Raw genomic sequence first — 16,862 nt, 5'->3', positions numbered from 1 at the left:
CATCGTTCGCGCGTGACGCCCCATGCGATGGAGTCCGACCCCGTGAGCACCCCGCCGAGTCCTCCTCCCGGACCGGGCCACTCCTGGCCCCCGCCGTCCCCGCAGCCCGCCTGGGGCCCACCGCCCGGATACGGTCAGCCGCAGCAACCGCCGCCGCTCAACGGCTTCGCGCTCGCCTCCTTCCTGTCCGGGCTGCTGTGCTTCGCGCCGCTCGGCATCGCCTTCGGCATCGCGGCCCTCGTGCAGATCTCGAAGCGGCGGGAGCGCGGGAAGGTCCTGGCGATCACGGGCCTGGCGCTGTCCGTGGTGATGACCGGAGTGCTGGTCTTCGCCGCCGACCGGGTCGCCACGGCGGTCGGGGACCGCTTCGAGGGGCTGGGCGACTACACCGAGGTCGAGGGCGAGCTCACGGACGTCGACGCGCTGCGGGCGGGCGACTGCTTCAACGTCCAGGACGGTGAACTGCTCGACGAGCACCCGCTGATGTACCGGATCGACTGCGCGGAGAAGCACCACGGCGAGGTCACCGCGAAGAAGCGGCTCGACGGGGTGGACGCCCCCGGCTCGGCCGCGGCCGTCCGCGCCTCCGAGGACGCGTGCTGGCAGGCCCAGGACGAGTACGCGATGGACACGTGGGCACTGCCCGACCACGCGGAGATGTTCTACTACGCGCCCTCCCGCCAGTCCTGGTACCAGGGGGACCGGATGCTCCTCTGCGTGATCGGCACGACCGAGCCGGAGGGGCGGGGCAGCCTGCGCCAGGACTCCGGCAGGCTCAAGCCCGAGCAGGTGGCCTTCCTGCGGGCCGCCAACGCCGTCGAGTTCGCCCTGAGCCGGCCCCCCGAGGAGGAGGTCGACGAGGCGCTGGGCGAGCACCAGGCGTGGGCGCGCCGGATCCACGCGGCGCTGGGCGAAGAGGCGAAGGTGCTCCGGGGCCACGCGGGCCGGCCGGGGCTGGAGAAGGCGGTCCCGGCGCAGCTCAAGGAGATCGAGGCGGCCCGCGCGGAGTGGCTGCGCGCCTCGCAGGCGAAGACGGCGGGGGAGTTCGACAAGCAGTGGGACCGGGCTCTGGCCTCGATGTCCATGGAGACCGAGCAGACGCTGCGCGGCGCGTACGGGCTTTCGATGGCGATCCCGCAGTGGCTGGAGGACGGCCAGGGCGGCCCGGAGCACCCGGACGGCGGGCCCGGACGGGAGCCCTCGACCGAGTCGGTGTGACGTCGTCCCCGTAACGCGCGGTAACGGGTTTGAGTGACCTGGCTTCATCACTTCGGGTGAAACTCTGGCCCTTGCTTGCGGTCTACAACCGTCGGTTGCCAGGCTGTAGCTGTCTGTCAACCTGATGGGAGTGGCCAGTGACTTTCGGTGAGCAGCCGGCCTATCTGCGCGTGGCCGGGGATCTTCGACGGAAGATCGTCGACGGTTCTCTGCCCCCGCACGCCCGGCTCCCCTCTCAGGCCCGCATCCGCGAGGAGTACGGGGTCTCCGACACCGTGGCCCTGGAGGCGCGCAAGGTCCTCATGGCGGAGGGGCTGGTCGAAGGCCGGTCCGGCTCCGGTACGTACGTACGGGACCAGCCGGTCCCGCGGCGGGTGGCCCGCTCCGGCTACCGCACGGGCGGCACGTCGACGCCGTTCCGGCAGGAGCAGGCGGACGCCGGGGCGCGCGGCACGTGGGAGTCGAGCAGCGAACAGGCGGGCGCGCCCGCCGAGATCGCGAAGCGGCTCGGCATCGAGCCGGGCGAGCGGGTGATGCGGACGCGGTACGTCTTCCGCGACGCGGGGGAGGCGATGATGCTGTCGACCTCCTGGGAGCCGCTCGCCGTGACCGGCCGGACCCCGGTGATGCTGCCGGAGGAGGGACCGCTGGGCGGCTCCGGGGTGGTGGACCGGATGGCCGCGATCGACGTCGTCGTGGACAACGTGGTGGAGGAGGTCGGCGCGCGGCCGGGCCTGGCGGAAGAGCTCGTACAGCTGGGCGGGGTGCCGGGGCACGTGGTGCTGGTGATCGGCCGCACGTACTTCGCCTCCGGACGCGCGGTGGAAACGGCCGACGTGGTGGTCCCCGCGGACCGCTACCGCCTGTCGTACCACCTCCCGGTGCGCTAGCCGCCCGCCGGGCATGCGGGTGCGCCGTTGCCGGGGGCCGGCCCCCAGCGCGTCGAACGCCGGCGGGGCCGAAAGGCCGGGGCTCCGCCCCGTGCCCCGCTCCTCAAACGCCGGAGGGGCTGCATTTGGCTGAGGCCGGCACCCTTCAGCCCCGCCGGTGTTTGAGGAGCGGGGTCTGGGGAGGAGCCCCGGCAGCGGTGGCGCGCCGGAAAGCGGACACGGGTGTGCGGGGGTGTAACCCCGTCGTGACGAGGGGGGCGGGGGTGTAACCCCCGGGCAATGCCCGAGGGTGACGGGGCGTCACATGTCGGCCCTACCGTCCGGCGGTATGACCGATACCGCCAGCACCCCCGTCACGGCGGCGCAGCCGACCCGTACCTACGCGAAACTCGCCGCCGACGAGAGCCGCGAGGACTACTCGCTCAGATACGCCCCCCACTCCTTCCGCCGCTGGGGCCCCGGCACCGTCGCCGGCACCGCCCTCGGCGGCATCGCCTACCTCGCCGACTTCGCCATCGGCGCCTCCGTCGTCTTCGCCTACGGATTCACCAGCGGGGCCGCCGCGATCCTGGCCGCCGCCGTGGTCATCTTCCTGACCGGCATCCCGATCGCGCGCGCCTGCGCCACGTACGGCCTGGACATGGACCTGGTGACGCGCGGCGCGGGCTTCGGGTACTTCGGCTCCACCCTGACCTCCCTCATCTACGCCTCCTTCACCTTCATCTTCTTCGCGCTCGAAGGCTCGATCATGGCCCAGGCCATGCACCAGGCCTTCGGACTGCCCGTCGAGATCGGCTACCTGGTCACGACCCTGATCGTGATCCCCATCGTCTTCCGCGGCATGGGCGCCCTCGCCAAGGTGCAGGCCTGGACCCAGCCGGTCTGGCTGATCGGGCTGGTGCTGCCCTTCGTGGTGCTCGCCTTCCACGCCCCCGACGCGTGGGGCGCCTTCGCCGACTTCGGCGGGACCGAGGGCGCCGGGTCCGGGTTCTCGTGGATCGGCTTCGGGTTCGGGACCGGCATCGCGCTCTCGCTGATCGCGCAGATCGGGGAGCAGGCCGACTACCTGCGGTTCATGCCCGCCAAGACCCCGGCCAACAGCCGGAGGTGGAACCTCGCCGTGCTCGCCGCCGGCCCCGGCTGGGTGATCATCGGCGCGGCCAAGCAGCTCGGCGGCGCCTTCCTCGCCTTCGTCGCCCTGGAGGCGGTGGGCAAGACCCACGCCCTGGAGCCGATCGCCCCGCAGATCGAGGCCCTTCGCCCGTGGCTCGGCGGCTTCGCGCTGCCCGCCGCCGCGCTCTTCGTGATCGTCTCCCAGATCAAGATCAACGTCACCAACGCGTACAGCGGATCGCTGTCCTGGTCGAACTTCTTCTCCCGCGTCACCCACCGCCACCCCGGCCGGGTCTGGTACATCTTCCTCAACCTGGGCATCGCGCTGACGCTGATGGAGCTGAACATGTTCGCGATGCTCGGCAAGCTGCTGGGCTTCTACTCCAACGTCGGCATCGCCTGGATCGCCGCGGTCGCCGCCGACCTCGTGATCAACAAGCGGCTCGGACTCAGCCCGCCCTACATCGAGTTCAAGCGCGCCTACCTCTACGCCGTGAATCCGGCGGGTTTCGGCTCGATGGTGATCGCCTCGACCGTCTCGATCCTCGCCTTCTTCGGGCTGTTCGGCACCTACGCCGAGGCCTTCTCCACCTTCATCGCCGCCGGACTCGCCCTCCTGCTGTGCCCGTTGATCGCCTGGGTGACCAGGGGGAAGTACTACCTGGCCCGGCCCAACACGGTGACGGGCCCGGGCGCCGCCGCCCCGGACGTCACCGCCACCCACGAGTGCGCGGTCTGCGAGGCGGCGTACGAACTCCCCGACATCGCCGACTGCCCTGTCCGATCGGGCCCGATCTGTTCCCTGTGCTGCTCCCTGGACGCGACCTGCGGGGACATCTGCCGCAAGGAGACGCGGGGCGGCGCGGTGATCCTGCCGATGCCTTCGGTGCGCGCCGTCTGAACCGGCGCGCACGGCCCACTCGTACGCATGGCCGGATGCGTACGCCTGCGAGGTACCTCTTCGTGAAAAACCGTATCCGCTGCGTAAAGGTCGGGCGTAAGCTCGGGCATATGCGCAATGCGGTTTCCCGGGCAGGTACGTCGGCGGAGGGTGAAACGCGATGAACGACAGCGGTGCCCTGCTCCCGTGGCTGGTCATACGTCAGGACGACAACGGCAACCGCTACCGGGTGGGCCGGTACGCCACCCGGGCCGAGGCCCAGAAGGTCGTCGACAGCCTCGACGACCGAGGACACAAGCAGCTCTACTGGGTCGAGCGGATCGGTCAGACCGCCACGATGAACTGAGCATCCAGTGTTGACATAGGCTCCGCCCATGACTGTACGAGTGGTCGTGGGCGGAGCCCTTTGTCATGAGGGGCGCCTGCTGGCCGCCCGCCGCAGCGCACCGCCGGAGCTCGCCGGACGCTGGGAGCTGCCGGGCGGGAAGGCCGAACCGGGTGAGTCCGTCCCCGAGGCGCTGGTGCGCGAACTGCGCGAGGAGCTCGGCGTGGAGACCGAGCCGCTGGAGCGGATCCCGGGGGAGTGGCCGCTGAGGCCCGGTCTCGTCCTGCACGTGTGGACCGCCCGCCTGCTCTCCGGGGTGCCGGCGCCGCTGGAGGACCATGACGAGCTGCGCTGGCTCGGGCCGGAGGAGCTGGAGTCGGTGGACTGGCTCGACCAGGACCGGCCCGCGGTCGCCGAGGCCGGACGCCGGCTGCGTGGGCAGGGTCGCGCGGACGTCGCCCCGGTCGCCGACCTGGACGTCGCCCCGGTCGCCGGCCCGGATGGCGGAGGGGGCGGGGGCGCGTGACGCTCGCGCCGTAGGCCGTCTGTGCCACAGTGCGCCGGTGGTGGGGGGTCGAGTGGTACGACGCCCCGAATATCGGGTATGTCGCTATTAATCCCTATCTCGTCCCTCTTTCGTCCCAGACGAACCGGACTGGGGTCGCTGCTGGCCCGGGAAGTGATCGGCGTGATCGACACAGACGGTGAATGCGCCGAATGGGCCTTTCCCGCCGAGCCAGGTGCCGTCCGCACCGCCCGCCACGCCGTACGCGGCGCCCTGCACGCCTGGGGCCTGGAAGCCGTCGGCGATGTGACCGTCCTGCTGGTCAGCGAGCTCGTCACCAACTCCCTGCGGTACGCCTCCGGCCCCATCGGGGTCCGGCTGGAGCGGCGCAGTCCAGCCGTCGGCAACCCGGCGAGCGGCCCCGCCCTGCTCGTGGAGGTTTCGGATCCGCTTCCGGATCCGCCCCGCGAACGGGTCGCCGAGGCGGACGACGAAGGGGGCCGCGGCCTGCATCTCGTCGCCGCCTCCTCGCGGCGCTGGGGGACCCGTCACGGGAAGTCGGGCAAGACAGTGTGGTTCGAATTGGCTCTTCCTGGTGAGTAACAAGGAGAACGGTGGCGGGTGATCCCCCGGCGGAAGCTCCCGGTGACAGCGGGGGGCAGGAGTCCGGGGGAGATCACGCGAGATGGCTCGAAATCATCGAGACCGTGCTGTGATCGTGAACGCCGTGCCGTCCGGGGCCGTGGTGCTGAATACTGCGGTCATGGCCGGTCCGGTTGCGGTGAGCTGGAGGGGACGGTCGCGTGAGCGAAATACCTGCGCAGGCACATCAGGCCGATGTGCCTCGGGAGACATGGCACGACGCCCTGTGGCACAGCAGTCCGCCTGGCTCGATATATGACTACATAAAGGTCGCATCCTTCTCGATCGGGCCCGACGGGTACATCGACCAGTGGAGCCTGCGTGCCGAGGAACTGTTCGGTCTGACGGCCGCACAGGCCGTCGGCCGCGACCCGGTCGACGCCTTCATGCCGCCCGAGCTGCGCCCCGACGCACACCGCAAGGTCGCCGAGATCCTCGACGGCAAGGAGTGGACCGGCCTGATCCCCTTCCGGATCCCGGGTGGGGACGGCGCGCACGGAGTGGCCGAGATCTATGTGATGCCCACGCTGACCGAGACCGCCGAACGGGCCGCGCTGTGCGTCGTCGTCGACGTCCGCGCGCTGCGGCGCATCGAGTCCGACCTGGCGGCCTCACAGGCCATATTCGGCCAATCCCCTTTCGGCTTCCTGCTCTTCGGCACGGACCTCACCGTGCAGCGGGCCAACCGCCGCTTCGCCACCGTCTTCGGTGGCGCAGCCGAGGAGCACCGCGGCCGGACCGTGCACGACTACCTGCCGCCGCACGAGGCCGACCGGATGGCCGAGGCCCTGCGCCGGGTGCTGGACACCGGGGAATCGGTCACCGACCTGCGGATCACCGGCGCCGCCCCCGGCAGCCGGGAGAACCGCCACTGGTCCATCAACCTCTACCGCGTCCACGGCGGCTCCGGCCGCCCCATCGGCGTCGCCGGCATCGGCACCGACGTCACCCGCCGCCACCTCGCCGCCCGCGAGGCCGCCGGGGTGCGGCGCAATCTCGCCCTGCTCAACGAGGCCGGGCACCGCATCGGGAACTCCCTCGACCTGGAGACCACCGCCCGGGAACTCCTCGACGTCACCGTCCCCGGCTTCTGCGACCTGGCCGCCGTCGACCTCTACCAGGGGCTGCTGCTCGGCGACGACGACCGGCCCGCACGGCCGCAGGGGCCGGGCGTGCCCAGCCTGCCCGGACAGGGCCCGGCCCGCACCCCGTCCGCCGCGCTGCGCCGGGTGGCCTTCGCCTCCGCCGTCTCGGACGCGCCGCTGTCCGGCCCGGGCGCGCTGGTCTCCGTAGGCGACGTCCACCGGTACCCGGCGGCGTCACCGGGCGCGCTCGCCCTGCGCACGGCGCGGACCCGGCTGATCGAGGGCGGCGGACCGGAGGACCTCGTGCAGTCCACGCTGGTCGTGCCGATGGTCGCCCACGACACCGTGGTCGGGCTCGCGCAGTTCTCCCGTACGAAGGGCAGCGAACCCTTCGGCGAACGGGACCGGGCGGTGGCCGTGGAACTCGCCGCCCGGGCCGCCGTGTGCATCGACAACGCGCGGCTGTACCGGCGCGAGCACGAGCGGGCGTTGATACTGCAACGCAGCCTGCTGCCCCCCGGCGACCCGGAGGCCGCCGGCCTGGACATCGCCTGCCGGTACCTGCCGGGGAACGCGGCGACGGAGGTCGGCGGCGACTGGTTCGACGTCATCGAGCTGCCCGGCCACCGCACGGCGCTGGTCGTCGGCGACGTCATGGGCCGGGGACTGCGGGCCGCCGTCGCCATGGGCGAACTGCGCACCGCCGTACGGACCCTCGCGCTGCTGGACCTCGAACCGGCGGAGGTGCTGACCGCGCTCGACGAGATCGCCCGGGGCCTCGGCGCCCCCGGCGGCTCCCAGCAGGCCTCGCGGGCGGCCCTGCACTCACGGGACGCCGACCGCTCCGAGGTCTACCTCGCCACCTGCGTCTACGCCGTCTACGACCCGGTGACGCGACGCTGCACGATCGCCAACGCGGGCCACATGCCGCCCGTGCTGGTGGAGCCGCCGGACGAGCGCGGGAAGCCGAGGCCCGCACTGCTCCTGGAGGTGCCGCCCGGAATGCCGCTGGGCGTGGGCGGAGAGCCGTTCGAGGAGGTCGAGGTCGAACTCCCCGAGGGCGCCCTGCTGGCCCTCTACACCGACGGGCTCGTGGAGAGCCGCGACCACCCGCTGGAGGAGGGCCTGCGCGGCCTGCGGGCCGCCCTCGCGGACCCGGTCCGCCCGCTGGAGGACGTCTGCGACCACGTGCTGAACACCCTGGACACCCGGCACGGCGAGGACGACATCGCCCTGCTGATGGCCCGGGTGCAGGGGCTCCCGGTGGACGCTGTGGGGGACTGGCAGTTGCCGCGCGAGGCCCGGTCCGTGGGACGGGCGCGGGAGCTGGCCCGCGCCAAGCTGCCGGCGTGGGGCCTGGAGGGCCTGCTGGACACCACCGAACTGCTGGTCAGCGAACTCGTCACCAACGCGCTGCGGTACGGGGAGGGCGAGATCCGGCTGCGGCTGCTGCTGGACCGGACCCTGGTCTGCGAGGTGTGGGACGCCAACCTGGTGCAGCCGCGCCGGCGCCGGGCCCGCGACACCGACGAGGGCGGCCGGGGCCTCCAGCTGGTGGGTCTGCTGTCCGCCGGGTGGGGCACGCGCCGTACCCACCGCGGCAAGACGGTCTGGTTCGAGCTCCCGCTGCCGGGCGCGGCGGCCGAGGCCGTGGCCGAGCTGTCGGCGGAGCAACTGCTGAGCATGTACGGCTGAGCACGTACGGCTGAGCGGAACCGGACGGCCGCGCCCCCGGACCCACCGGGTCCGGGGGCACGGCAGGTGACCCCCGATCAGGTCCCGGACGAGTCCGGACCCCGCACGGCGCCGGTCAGCGGGGCCACCGTGCGCCATCCCGTCGTCTCGTACAGGGCCCGGCCCTCCGTCGCGCCGAGCACGCCCGCCGCGGCGCCCTGCCCCGCGGCGGCGGCGGTGAGCCCGCGCATCACCAGCCGTCCCAGGCCGCGGCGCTGGTGGGCCGGGTCTAGCGCTGTGACCGCACTAGGCGGCGCGTCCCTGCTTGAGCGCGGCGAGCCTGGCCTCGATCTCCGAGGACTTCCCGAGGTCCTCCAGGTACTCGAACTGGGCGTCCAGCGAGGACGCGGCCAGCTCCTGCTTGCCCAGCGCCATCGCCTCCTCCCGCCGGACCTTCTCCTCGAAACGGTTCAGGTCGCTCGTCGGGTCCATGACGTCGATGTTCTTCACCGCGTCCAGCATCGTGTTCTGCGCCTGAGCCGTCCTGGCACGGGCCACCAGCTCGTCCCGCTTGGACTGGAGCTCGACCAGCTTGCTCTTCATCGAGTCCAGACCCGACTTGAGCTTGCCGACGACCTCCGTCTGGGCGGCGATCGTCGGCTCCGCCGTCCTCGCCTCCTTCTCCGACTGCATCTGCCGGCCCAGCGCCACCTTCGCGAGGTTGTCGAACTTGTCGGCGTCCGCCGTCGCCCCCGACACCCGCAGCTCGTCCCCCTTCCTGCTCGCCGCGAGGGCCTTGGCACCCCACTCGGAGGCCGCCTCCACATCCTCCTTGTGGTCCGCCTCCAGCATCCGCAGGTTCCCGATCGTCGTCGCGACGGCCTGCTCCGCCTCCGAGATGTTGTTCGTGTAGTCGCGGATCAGCTGGTCCAGCATCTTCTGCGGATCCTCCGCCTGGTCCAGCAGCGCGTTGATGTTGGCCTTGGCGAGCTGGGTGACACGGCCCAGGATGGTCTGCTTGCTCATGACTCGTCGCTCCTGATGAGGGATGGGCTGTCCGTTGCCGTTGCCGTTGCACATTCAGAAGCGGCCGCCACCGCCCATGCGGCCGCGGGTTCCGCCGCCGCCGAAGGAGCCGGGACCGCTGCCGCCGCCCCCGCCGAAACCGCCCCCGAAGCCCCCGCCGCCACCCCGGCCGCCGCCCCCGCCGAAGCCCCCGCCGCCCAGCCCGCCCCGCAGGATCTCGCCGAGGATGATCCCGCCGAGCACGGCGCCGCCCTGGCCGCCGCCGCGCCGGCCCCCGTACGGGTCCTGGTACGCCCGTACGTCCAGCTCCGCCAGCTGCTGCGCCTCCCGCGCCAGCGCGTCCGCCCGCTGCGCCTCGGCCAGCGCGCCCGACGGATCGCCCGCCGCCAGGGACCCCGCCCGCTCCAGGTGCCGGCCGGCCTCCGCCAGCCGGGTGCGGGCCTGACTGCCGACCGCGCCCCGGCTGGTCGTGACGTAGTCCGTCGCCGCGCCGATCGCGCTGCGCGCGGAGAGCATGGCCTGGTCGAGCAGGGCCGCCGCCCGCTGCCGGCCCGATTCCCGCTCCCGCGCCCCGGAGAGGGCCTCGTCCAGGGCCGCGTCGGCCTCCTCGACCCGGCGCAGGGCGTCGATCGGGTCGTACCGGCCGGCCGCCTCCTCCTGCCGCACGTCGGCCAGTACGGCCTCCGCCCGGCCGATCCGCCCGCGCAGGTCAGCCGTCGAGGTGCCCTCCGTGGTGCCGGTCAGCAGCCCGCCGGCGTCCGCCAGGTCGGTCTCCGTCTCGTTCAGCGCGCCCGGCAGCTTCCCGGCCGCCTCCGCCAGCTCCTGCGCCCGCCGCTCGACCGCGTCCAGCAGGGTCGCCGCCTGGTCCACCGCGCCCTCGGCGGCCCGTACGTGCACGGCCGCCGTGCCGTTCTCCCCGCCGTCGACGGCCGCGTGGGCCAGCCCCAGGTTGGTCGCCGCGAACAGCAGCCGGTCCTTGGCCTGTTCCGGGTTGGCGGAGACGGGCGCGGAAGCGGAGTCCGCGTACCGCCGCGTCAGCGCGGTCAGGGTCGCCTCGGCGGTGGCGGCGCGCCCGGTCAGCTCCAGATAGCGCTCCTCCACGGTCGCCAGCGCCTGCGGGGCGTTCTTCTCCAGGTCCCGCAGGCGGTCGAAGTCCGCCGACTCCGCGTCGAGCCGGCGGTTCGCCTCAGTACAGCGCGCGACGATCTCGTCCAGCATCCGGCGCCGGGTCGCGTCGTCCTCCGGGTAGGCGTCGTCCAGCTGCTGGCGCAGCCGGAAGGCATGGGTCAGCTCGCCCTTGGCGTACTCCACGGCCTCGGTGAAGGGCCCGACCGCCTCGTCGCCGAACTGCGCGGAGGCGAAGCCCAGTTCCTCCGTGCTGGTGCGGACGGCGTCATCGGTCTGCACCAGCAGGGTCTTGGCCCTGCCGTCCAGTTCCGGCAGCGGAAGCCGGTCCGGCGCCCCTTCGGGCCAGCCCGGTCCGGTGGTCGTACCGCGTCCGCCGCCGGCGGCCGTCTTCCGCTTGCGGCGGGTGTACGCGTAGGCCGCGAGCGCGCCGGCCGCGCCGACCGCGACCACCGGGAGCACGAAGTCCCCGGCCCCGTTCTCGCCGCTCGCCCCGCCGCCGGGATCGGCCGGCCCGGGGATGATGGTGGGCACGGGCACGGGCTGCCCCCCGAGCACCGCGTCGTAGCCGTTCGCCGCCCCGATCGCGGCGCCCGCCCAGTCGTTCTGCCTCAGGGCCGGCTCGATGGCGTCCCGGGCCACGGCCGCGAGCTGCTCCTCGGTGAAACCGGAGTCGACGGCGGCCGAATAGGCGTACTGGCGGGCCCCCGTCGCCACGGCCAGCAGGACGTCGTTCTGGCCGAGCCCGTTCTTCTCGGCGGTGGCGTCGGCCCAGCTCTGGGCGGAGCGCCCGGAGAAATCGTCCACGTACGCCACGAAGAGCTGGATCCGCCGGTCGGCGTAGAGCTTGTCGAGCGCGGCGGTGACGGCGGCCCGCCGGCCCTCCAGCGCCCCGACCCGGTCGGTGATCTGCCCCTGCCGGGACAGCGTGACGGGGTCCTCGGCCCGTGCGGGCGGCGCCTGGACCACACCCCAGCCGCCGAGCGCCAGCAGTGCGGCGGCCAGGGCGAGCCCGGCCCGTACGCGTACCTGGCTCTTCGGCTCGCTTCTCGGCGGGGTCACATTTGGGAGGGTATGAGCGGTTCCCGGCGCCCGCATCCGGAGCAATCCGCAGTGACGCGCCCGGGCCGGGGCCCTCCCGGAGAGGGCCCCGGCCTGGTACCGCGGCCTCAGCCCTGCCGGCGCCCGATCTTGTTCCCCAGCCACACCAGCGGGTCGTACTTGCGGTCCACCGCCCGCTCCTTCAGCGGGATCAGCGCGTTGTCTGTGATCTTGATGCCCTCGGGGCAGACCTCCGTACAGCACTTGGTGATGTTGCAGTACCCCAGCCCGTGCTCCTCCTGGGCCGTGCGCTTGCGGTCCAGGCCCGCCTCCGACGCCGCGTCCAGCGGGTGCATGTCCAGCTCCGCCACCCGCATCAGGAAACGCGGACCGGCGAAGGCGCTCTTGTTCTCCTCGTGGTCACGCACCACGTGGCAGGTGTCCTGGCACAGGAAGCACTCGATGCACTTGCGGAACTCCTGCGAGCGCTCCACGTCCATCTGCTGCATCCGGTACGCGCCCGGCGCCACCCCCTCCGGCGGCACGAAGGCCGGCACCTCCCGCGCCTTCGCGTAGTTGAAGGACACGTCCGTCACCAGGTCGCGCACGACCGGGAACGCACGCAGCGGGGTGACCGTGATCGTCTCGGACCGCTCGAAGGTGGACATCCGCGTCATGCACATCAGCCGCGGCCGGCCGTTGACCTCCGCGCTGCACGAACCGCACTTGCCCGCCTTGCAGTTCCAGCGCACCGCCAGGTCCGAGGCCTGGGTGGCCTGGAGCCGGTGGACGATGTCCAGGACCACCTCCCCGTCGTGCACCTCGACGGTGAAGTCCCGCAGTTCCCCGCCCTCCGCGTCGCCCCGCCAGATCCGGAAGCTCGCGTCGTACGTGGTCATCCCATTCTCCTTGCGTGGAAACCCCCAGGCTTCAGCCGGGGGAGGAAACGCATCCGTGGCTCGGAGCCGCGCAACGGCGGAATCTCGCTGCGTGATGCTGTGACCTGGGCTTGTGTTCGGATTCTGACCGGCCCTAGCGTCCGTTGCAGAATGCATTCGTGGCATTCCGGGGGAAACGGTCGCGGTTTCCGCGGTTCAAGTCGAAGCGGAGGTCGCGGGCCTCGGCGGAGTACACGCGCAGTGCGTTCCGGTACGCCGACGGTCGGCTGGTGCTGGCGAAGATGACCGAGCCGCTCGACATCGTGTGGTCTCGGCCCTTGCCCGCAGATGTGGTGCCGTCCACCGTCACGGTGTCCCGGGACAGTGCGGGACGCTGGTTCGTGTCGCTGCTGTGCGAGGACACCCCCGCGCCGATGCCCGTCACCACGAAAGCAGTCGGGATCGATGCTGGGCTGATGGCCCTGGTCGCCCTCTCCACCGGGGAGAGGGTGACCAATCCACGGCATGAGCGCCGTGACCGTGAGCGGCTGGTGCGTGCGCAGCGGTCGCTGGCCCGGAAGGAGAAGGGCAGCAAGAACCGGGCCAAGGCCAGGGTCCGGGTGGCGAGAATCCATGCGCGGATCGCCGACAGGCGCAGGGACCACCTGCACAAGCTGACGACTCGACTCGTGCGCGAAAACCAAACGCTCGTGATCGAGGACCTCACCGTCCGCAACATGCTCAAGAACCACAAGCTCGCCCGCGCCATCAACGATGTGGCCTGGCGCGAGCTGCGGACCATGATGGAGTACAAGACGGCCTGGTACGGGCGTGAACTGATCACCGTCGACCGATGGTTCCCCAGCACACGCCTGTGCTCCGCCTGTGGGGCACTCGCCGAGACCATGCCACTGAATGTTCGTGAGTGGACGGGCGGGAACTGCGGAACGACCCACGACCGGGACGAGAACGCAGCTCTGAATCTTCTGGCCGCCGGGCTCGCGGTCACTGCCTGGGGAACGGATGCAAGACCTCAACGAGAGTCCAGCTCTCGTTCGGGGCGGTCCGTGTTGAAGCAGGAAGCCCCACCCGCGACGGTGGGAATCCCCTCCCCATAAGGAGTGGAGGAAGTCAATCGTACAGCTCCTCTTCGGCGAGGTACTTGACCAGCTCTTCCTTCTCGAAGAGCGCGAGCAGGTCGGGACGGATGGGCTCGGTGCGGGCGCGTTCGAGGACGATCCGGTCGGCCGCGGGGTCCGCCGGGGGCGGGTCGACGGGGCGGCACAGCAGGTTCACCGGACGCCAGCCGCGTTCCATCGACGGACAGTCCTCCCGGGTGTGCCCGCCACGGCTCTCGGTGCGCTCCAGGGCGGCGCGCGCCACGCACTCGCTGACCAGCAGCATGTTCCGCAGGTCCAGGGACAGGTGCCAGCCCGGGTTGAACTGCCGGTGCCCCTCGACGCCGGCCCGGGCGGCCCGTACGCGCAGGGTCGCGAGCCTCTCCAGGGCCTCGGCCATCTCGCCCTCGCGCCGGATGATGCCGACGAGGTCGTTCATGGTCGTCTGGAGCTCCTGGTGGAGGGTGTACGGGTTCTCCGCGCCCTCGGCCGCGTGGAACGGGGCCAGCGCCTCCGCGGCCGCCGCGTCGATCTCCGCCTGGGAGACCGCGGGCCGCTCACCGGCGGCCGTGGCGTGCTCCGCCGCGTGCAGTCCGGCCCGCCGCCCGAAGACCAGCAGGTCGGACAGGGAGTTCCCGCCGAGCCGGTTCGAGCCGTGCATCCCGCCCGCGACCTCGCCCGCGGCGAACAGTCCCGGCACCCCGACGGTGGCCGCGGTCTCGGAGTCGACCGCGATCCCGCCCATCACGTAGTGGCAGGTCGGGCCCACCTCCATCGGCTCCGCGGTGATGTCCACGTCCGCCAGTTCCTTGAACTGGTGGTACATCGACGGCAGCCGCCGCTTGATCTTCTCGGCGGGCATCCGGGTGGACACGTCGAGGAAGACCCCGCCGTGCGGGGAGCCGCGGCCGGCCTTCACCTCCGAGTTGATGGCCCGCGCCACCTCGTCGCGCGGCAGCAGCTCGGGCGGACGCCGGTTGTGGTCCGGATCCTCGTACCAGCGGTCGCCCTCCGCCTCCGACTCGGCGTACTTCTCCTTGAAGACGTCGGGGACGTAGTCGAACATGAACCGCTTGCCCTCGGAGTTGCGCAGCACCCCGCCGTCGCCGCGCACCGACTCCGTGACGAGGATGCCCTTCACCGACGGGGGCCAGACCATGCCGGTCGGGTGGAACTGCACGAACTCCATGTTCAGCAGGGGCGCGCCCGCGAGCAGGGCCAGCGCGTGGCCGTCGCCGGTGTACTCCCACGAGTTCGACGTGGTCTTGAAGGACTTGCCGATCCCGCCCGTGGCCAGGACCACCGCGGGGGCCTCCAGGACGAAGAACCGGCCGGACTCGCGTTCGTAGCAGAAGGCCCCCGAGACCTTCTGCCCCTCCTTCAGCACCCTCGTGACCGTGCACTCCTGGAACACCTTGAGCCGGGCCTCGTAGTCCCCGTACTCCTTGAAGTCCTCCTGCTGGAGCGCGACGATCTTCTGCTGGAGGGTGCGGATCAGCTCCAGGCCGGTGCGGTCGCCCACGTGCGCGAGGCGCGGGTACTCGTGGCCGCCGAAATTGCGCTGGGAGATCTTCCCGTCGGGCGTGCGGTCGAAGAGCGCGCCCCAGGTCTCCAGCTCCCAGACCCGGTCCGGGGCCTCCTTCGCGTGCAGTTCCGCCATCCGCCACTGATTGAGGAACTTGCCCCCGCGCATGGTGTCTCGGAAGTGCACCTGCCAGTTGTCGCCCTCGTTGACGTTGCCCATGGAGGCGGCGATCCCGCCCTCCGCCATCACCGTGTGGGCCTTGCCGAAGAGGGACTTGCAGATCACGGCCGTCCGGGCCCCGCGCTCGCGGGCCTCGATCGCGGCCCGCAGCCCGGCGCCGCCCGCGCCGACCACGACCACGTCCCACTGCTGCCGTTCCACTTGGGCCATGTCAGAAGATCCTCGGGTCGGTGAAGGCGCCGCTGGCCAGCAGGTAGACGTAGAAGTCGCACAGGGCCACGCTGATCAGGGAGGCCCACGCCAGCTGCATGTGACGGGTGTTGAGCCGGCTGACCCAGCCCCAGAGCCGGTAGCGGACCGGGTGCTTCGAGAAGTGCTTGAGCCGGCCGCCCATGATGTGGCGGCAGGAGTGGCAGGACAGCGTGTAGGCCCAGATCAGCGTGATGTTGACCAGGAACAGCAGGGTCCCGAGGCCCATGTGGCCCCACTCGTAGTGCTCGTCGCGGAAGGTCAGCACGGTGTCGTACGTGAGGATGCCCGCGACCGGGACCGCCGCGTAGAAGAAGTACCGGTGCGCGTTCTGGAGGATCAGCGGGAAGCGGGTCTCGCCGGTGTACTTCGCGTGCGGTTCGGCGACGGCGCAGGCCGGCGGCGAGGCCCAGAAGCCCCGGTAGTAGGCCTTGCGGTAGTAGTAGCAGGTCAGCCGGAACCCGAGCGGGAAGATCAGGATCAGCAGGGCGGGGGAGAGGCCCCACCAGCTGCCGAAGACCTCCCAGTTGGGGCCGCCCTTCATCGGGACGCAGTTCTCCGCGAGGCACGGGGAGTAGAAGGGCGAGACGTACGGGGCCGCGTAGTAGTCGGCGTTCGCGAAGGCCCGCCAGGTCGAGTAGGCGATGAAGGCGAGCAGCCCGGCCGCGGTGACGGCGGGGGAGACCCACCACCGGTCGGTCCGCAGGTGCCGGGCGGTGATCGCGGCCCGGGAGGCGTCGTGGACGCCGCCGGGCCGCTGCCGGGGTGGTTGTGTTCCTGTGGCCAAAGAGGACTCCGGGAGGAGTGATGAGGGGTGGCCCCAGGGGGCCCGGCCGCGAGCGGCCGGGCCGGATGGGGTGTGCGGGAGGTCGTGGGGTCGCGTACGCCGGTCAGGGCGCGCGACGGTCGCGGGCGCCGAGGCCCTCGTCGTCCGAGTCGGTCCACAGCGAGCTGTCGTACGGCGTGTCCGGGACCGTCACCATCCGGGACGGTTCCGGCGGGGACGCCGGCGTCGAGCTCCCGGGCTTGCGCCGCCCGGCCTGCTGCTCCAGCTGCTCGACCTTGCGCGTGAGCTCGTCGAGGTTGCGTCGTACGGCATTCAGATCGTCTTGCAGGGACATGATTTGCCCTCACTTCCGCCAAGGTGCGGTGGCAACGCTCATGTGCGCCTGCGAGTGTCGCGCTTCCCGTCCCCCGTTGTGAAGGGACGTGCGGCGATTGCGGGCGCGCAGGCGTGAATTGTGCGCCCCCTCCCTGCCCCCATTCTCATCCCTCTCCCGGGGGACTGCCCCTTCGGCGCGCAAGCCGGATTGGTCCGCACGGGTGGGGTTCGCGGCGTGGCGAGAGGCGGGTGCGAAGGGTGCGGC

The 16,862-nt window shown here is 71.9% G+C and carries 14 protein-coding genes and 1 pseudogene; 8 read left to right on the top strand and 7 right to left on the bottom strand.

Annotation, left to right across the window (positions count from 1 at the left end):
• Positions 1 to 12: 12 nt before the first annotated feature.
• The 7 genes from IF88_RS0119920 (at position 13) to IF88_RS0119890 (ending at position 8,374) form a co-directional block, all read left to right on the top strand.
• Positions 13 to 1,218, top strand: coding sequence for a DUF4190 domain-containing protein (locus IF88_RS0119920; protein ID WP_158754463.1), 1,206 nt, complete (start codon positions 13 to 15; stop codon positions 1,216 to 1,218).
• A gap of 137 nt (positions 1,219 to 1,355) precedes the next feature.
• Complete coding sequence (locus IF88_RS0119915; protein ID WP_030713806.1) at positions 1,356 to 2,108, top strand: GntR family transcriptional regulator; 753 nt, start codon at positions 1,356 to 1,358, stop codon at positions 2,106 to 2,108.
• A 328-nt stretch (positions 2,109 to 2,436) separates the two neighbouring features.
• Positions 2,437 to 4,122, top strand: a complete 1,686-nt coding sequence (locus IF88_RS0119910; protein WP_030713803.1) for a purine-cytosine permease family protein — start codon at positions 2,437 to 2,439, stop codon at positions 4,120 to 4,122.
• Positions 4,123 to 4,282: 160 nt separating this feature from the next.
• A complete protein-coding gene (locus IF88_RS0119905; protein WP_030029543.1) occupies positions 4,283 to 4,468 on the top strand; it encodes an SPOR domain-containing protein in 186 nt (61 codons plus the stop codon).
• A gap of 28 nt (positions 4,469 to 4,496) precedes the next feature.
• Positions 4,497 to 4,973, top strand: a complete 477-nt coding sequence (locus IF88_RS0119900; protein ID WP_234323605.1) for a (deoxy)nucleoside triphosphate pyrophosphohydrolase — start codon at positions 4,497 to 4,499, stop codon at positions 4,971 to 4,973.
• A gap of 153 nt (positions 4,974 to 5,126) precedes the next feature.
• Positions 5,127 to 5,555 carry an ATP-binding protein gene (locus IF88_RS0119895; RefSeq protein ID WP_030713796.1) on the top strand — a complete coding sequence of 143 codons (429 nt, stop codon included), beginning with the start codon at positions 5,127 to 5,129 and terminating at the stop codon, positions 5,553 to 5,555.
• A gap of 209 nt (positions 5,556 to 5,764) precedes the next feature.
• Positions 5,765 to 8,374 (top strand): SpoIIE family protein phosphatase, encoded by a 2,610-nt coding sequence (locus tag IF88_RS0119890; protein WP_234323617.1) that lies wholly within the window; start codon positions 5,765 to 5,767, stop codon positions 8,372 to 8,374.
• Between the two features lie 77 nt (positions 8,375 to 8,451).
• Here the strand turns inward: IF88_RS0119890 and IF88_RS43725 are convergent, their stop codons facing one another.
• The 4 genes from IF88_RS43725 to IF88_RS0119870 form a co-directional block, all read right to left on the bottom strand.
• Positions 8,452 to 8,604: a hypothetical protein gene (locus IF88_RS43725; RefSeq protein ID WP_420710992.1), complete on the bottom strand. Its 153-nt coding sequence runs from the start codon at positions 8,602 to 8,604 to the stop codon at positions 8,452 to 8,454.
• A gap of 55 nt (positions 8,605 to 8,659) precedes the next feature.
• A complete protein-coding gene (locus IF88_RS0119880; RefSeq protein WP_030713790.1) occupies positions 8,660 to 9,379 on the bottom strand; it encodes a PspA/IM30 family protein in 720 nt (239 codons plus the stop codon).
• A gap of 54 nt (positions 9,380 to 9,433) precedes the next feature.
• Positions 9,434 to 11,602 carry a TPM domain-containing protein gene (locus IF88_RS0119875; RefSeq protein ID WP_078893003.1) on the bottom strand — a complete coding sequence of 723 codons (2,169 nt, stop codon included), beginning with the start codon at positions 11,600 to 11,602 and terminating at the stop codon, positions 9,434 to 9,436.
• 71 nt (positions 11,603 to 11,673) lie between these two features.
• Complete coding sequence (locus tag IF88_RS0119870; protein ID WP_030713783.1) at positions 11,674 to 12,444, bottom strand: succinate dehydrogenase/fumarate reductase iron-sulfur subunit; 771 nt, start codon at positions 12,442 to 12,444, stop codon at positions 11,674 to 11,676.
• Positions 12,445 to 12,581: 137 nt separating this feature from the next.
• Here IF88_RS0119870 and IF88_RS0119865 point away from each other — a divergent pair.
• Positions 12,582 to 13,541: pseudogene (locus tag IF88_RS0119865) on the top strand (RNA-guided endonuclease InsQ/TnpB family protein); the annotation flags it as partial.
• A 13-nt stretch (positions 13,542 to 13,554) separates the two neighbouring features.
• Here IF88_RS0119865 and IF88_RS0119860 read toward each other — a convergent pair.
• From IF88_RS0119860 to IF88_RS0119850, 3 genes are all read right to left on the bottom strand, one after another.
• Positions 13,555 to 15,456 (bottom strand): fumarate reductase/succinate dehydrogenase flavoprotein subunit, encoded by a 1,902-nt coding sequence (locus IF88_RS0119860; RefSeq protein ID WP_030713779.1) that lies wholly within the window; start codon positions 15,454 to 15,456, stop codon positions 13,555 to 13,557.
• Between the two features lies 1 nt (position 15,457).
• Positions 15,458 to 16,282: a hypothetical protein gene (locus IF88_RS0119855; protein WP_030713776.1), complete on the bottom strand. Its 825-nt coding sequence runs from the start codon at positions 16,280 to 16,282 to the stop codon at positions 15,458 to 15,460.
• A gap of 103 nt (positions 16,283 to 16,385) precedes the next feature.
• Positions 16,386 to 16,616 (bottom strand): hypothetical protein, encoded by a 231-nt coding sequence (locus IF88_RS0119850; protein ID WP_030713774.1) that lies wholly within the window; start codon positions 16,614 to 16,616, stop codon positions 16,386 to 16,388.
• Positions 16,617 to 16,862: the final 246 nt, after the last annotated feature.

The organism is Streptomyces sp. NRRL F-2580 (assembly GCF_000720115.1).
Lineage (GTDB): Bacteria > Actinomycetota > Actinomycetes > Streptomycetales > Streptomycetaceae > Streptomyces.
The sequence above is the reverse complement of the archived record's forward strand: the minus strand, read 5'-3'. Positions and strand labels throughout refer to the sequence as shown.

What these genes read in the sequence shown, in the direction of transcription:
- IF88_RS0119900 (WP_234323605.1), top strand. Translation starts at nt 4,497, where the DNA reads ATGACTGTACGAGTGGTCGTGGGCGGAGCCCTTTGTCATGAGGGGCGC.
- IF88_RS0119860 (WP_030713779.1), bottom strand. Translation starts at nt 15,456, where the DNA reads ATGGCCCAAGTGGAACGGCAGCAGTGGGACGTGGTCGTGGTCGGCGCG.
- IF88_RS0119880 (WP_030713790.1), bottom strand. Translation starts at nt 9,379, where the DNA reads ATGAGCAAGCAGACCATCCTGGGCCGTGTCACCCAGCTCGCCAAGGCC.
- IF88_RS0119905 (WP_030029543.1), top strand. Translation starts at nt 4,283, where the DNA reads ATGAACGACAGCGGTGCCCTGCTCCCGTGGCTGGTCATACGTCAGGAC.
- IF88_RS0119875 (WP_078893003.1), bottom strand. Translation starts at nt 11,602, where the DNA reads ATGCGGGCGCCGGGAACCGCTCATACCCTCCCAAATGTGACCCCGCCG.
- IF88_RS0119870 (WP_030713783.1), bottom strand. Translation starts at nt 12,444, where the DNA reads ATGACCACGTACGACGCGAGCTTCCGGATCTGGCGGGGCGACGCGGAG.
- IF88_RS43725 (WP_420710992.1), bottom strand. Translation starts at nt 8,604, where the DNA reads ATGCGCGGGCTCACCGCCGCCGCCGCGGGGCAGGGCGCCGCGGCGGGC.
- IF88_RS0119910 (WP_030713803.1), top strand. Translation starts at nt 2,437, where the DNA reads ATGACCGATACCGCCAGCACCCCCGTCACGGCGGCGCAGCCGACCCGT.
- IF88_RS0119850 (WP_030713774.1), bottom strand. Translation starts at nt 16,616, where the DNA reads ATGTCCCTGCAAGACGATCTGAATGCCGTACGACGCAACCTCGACGAG.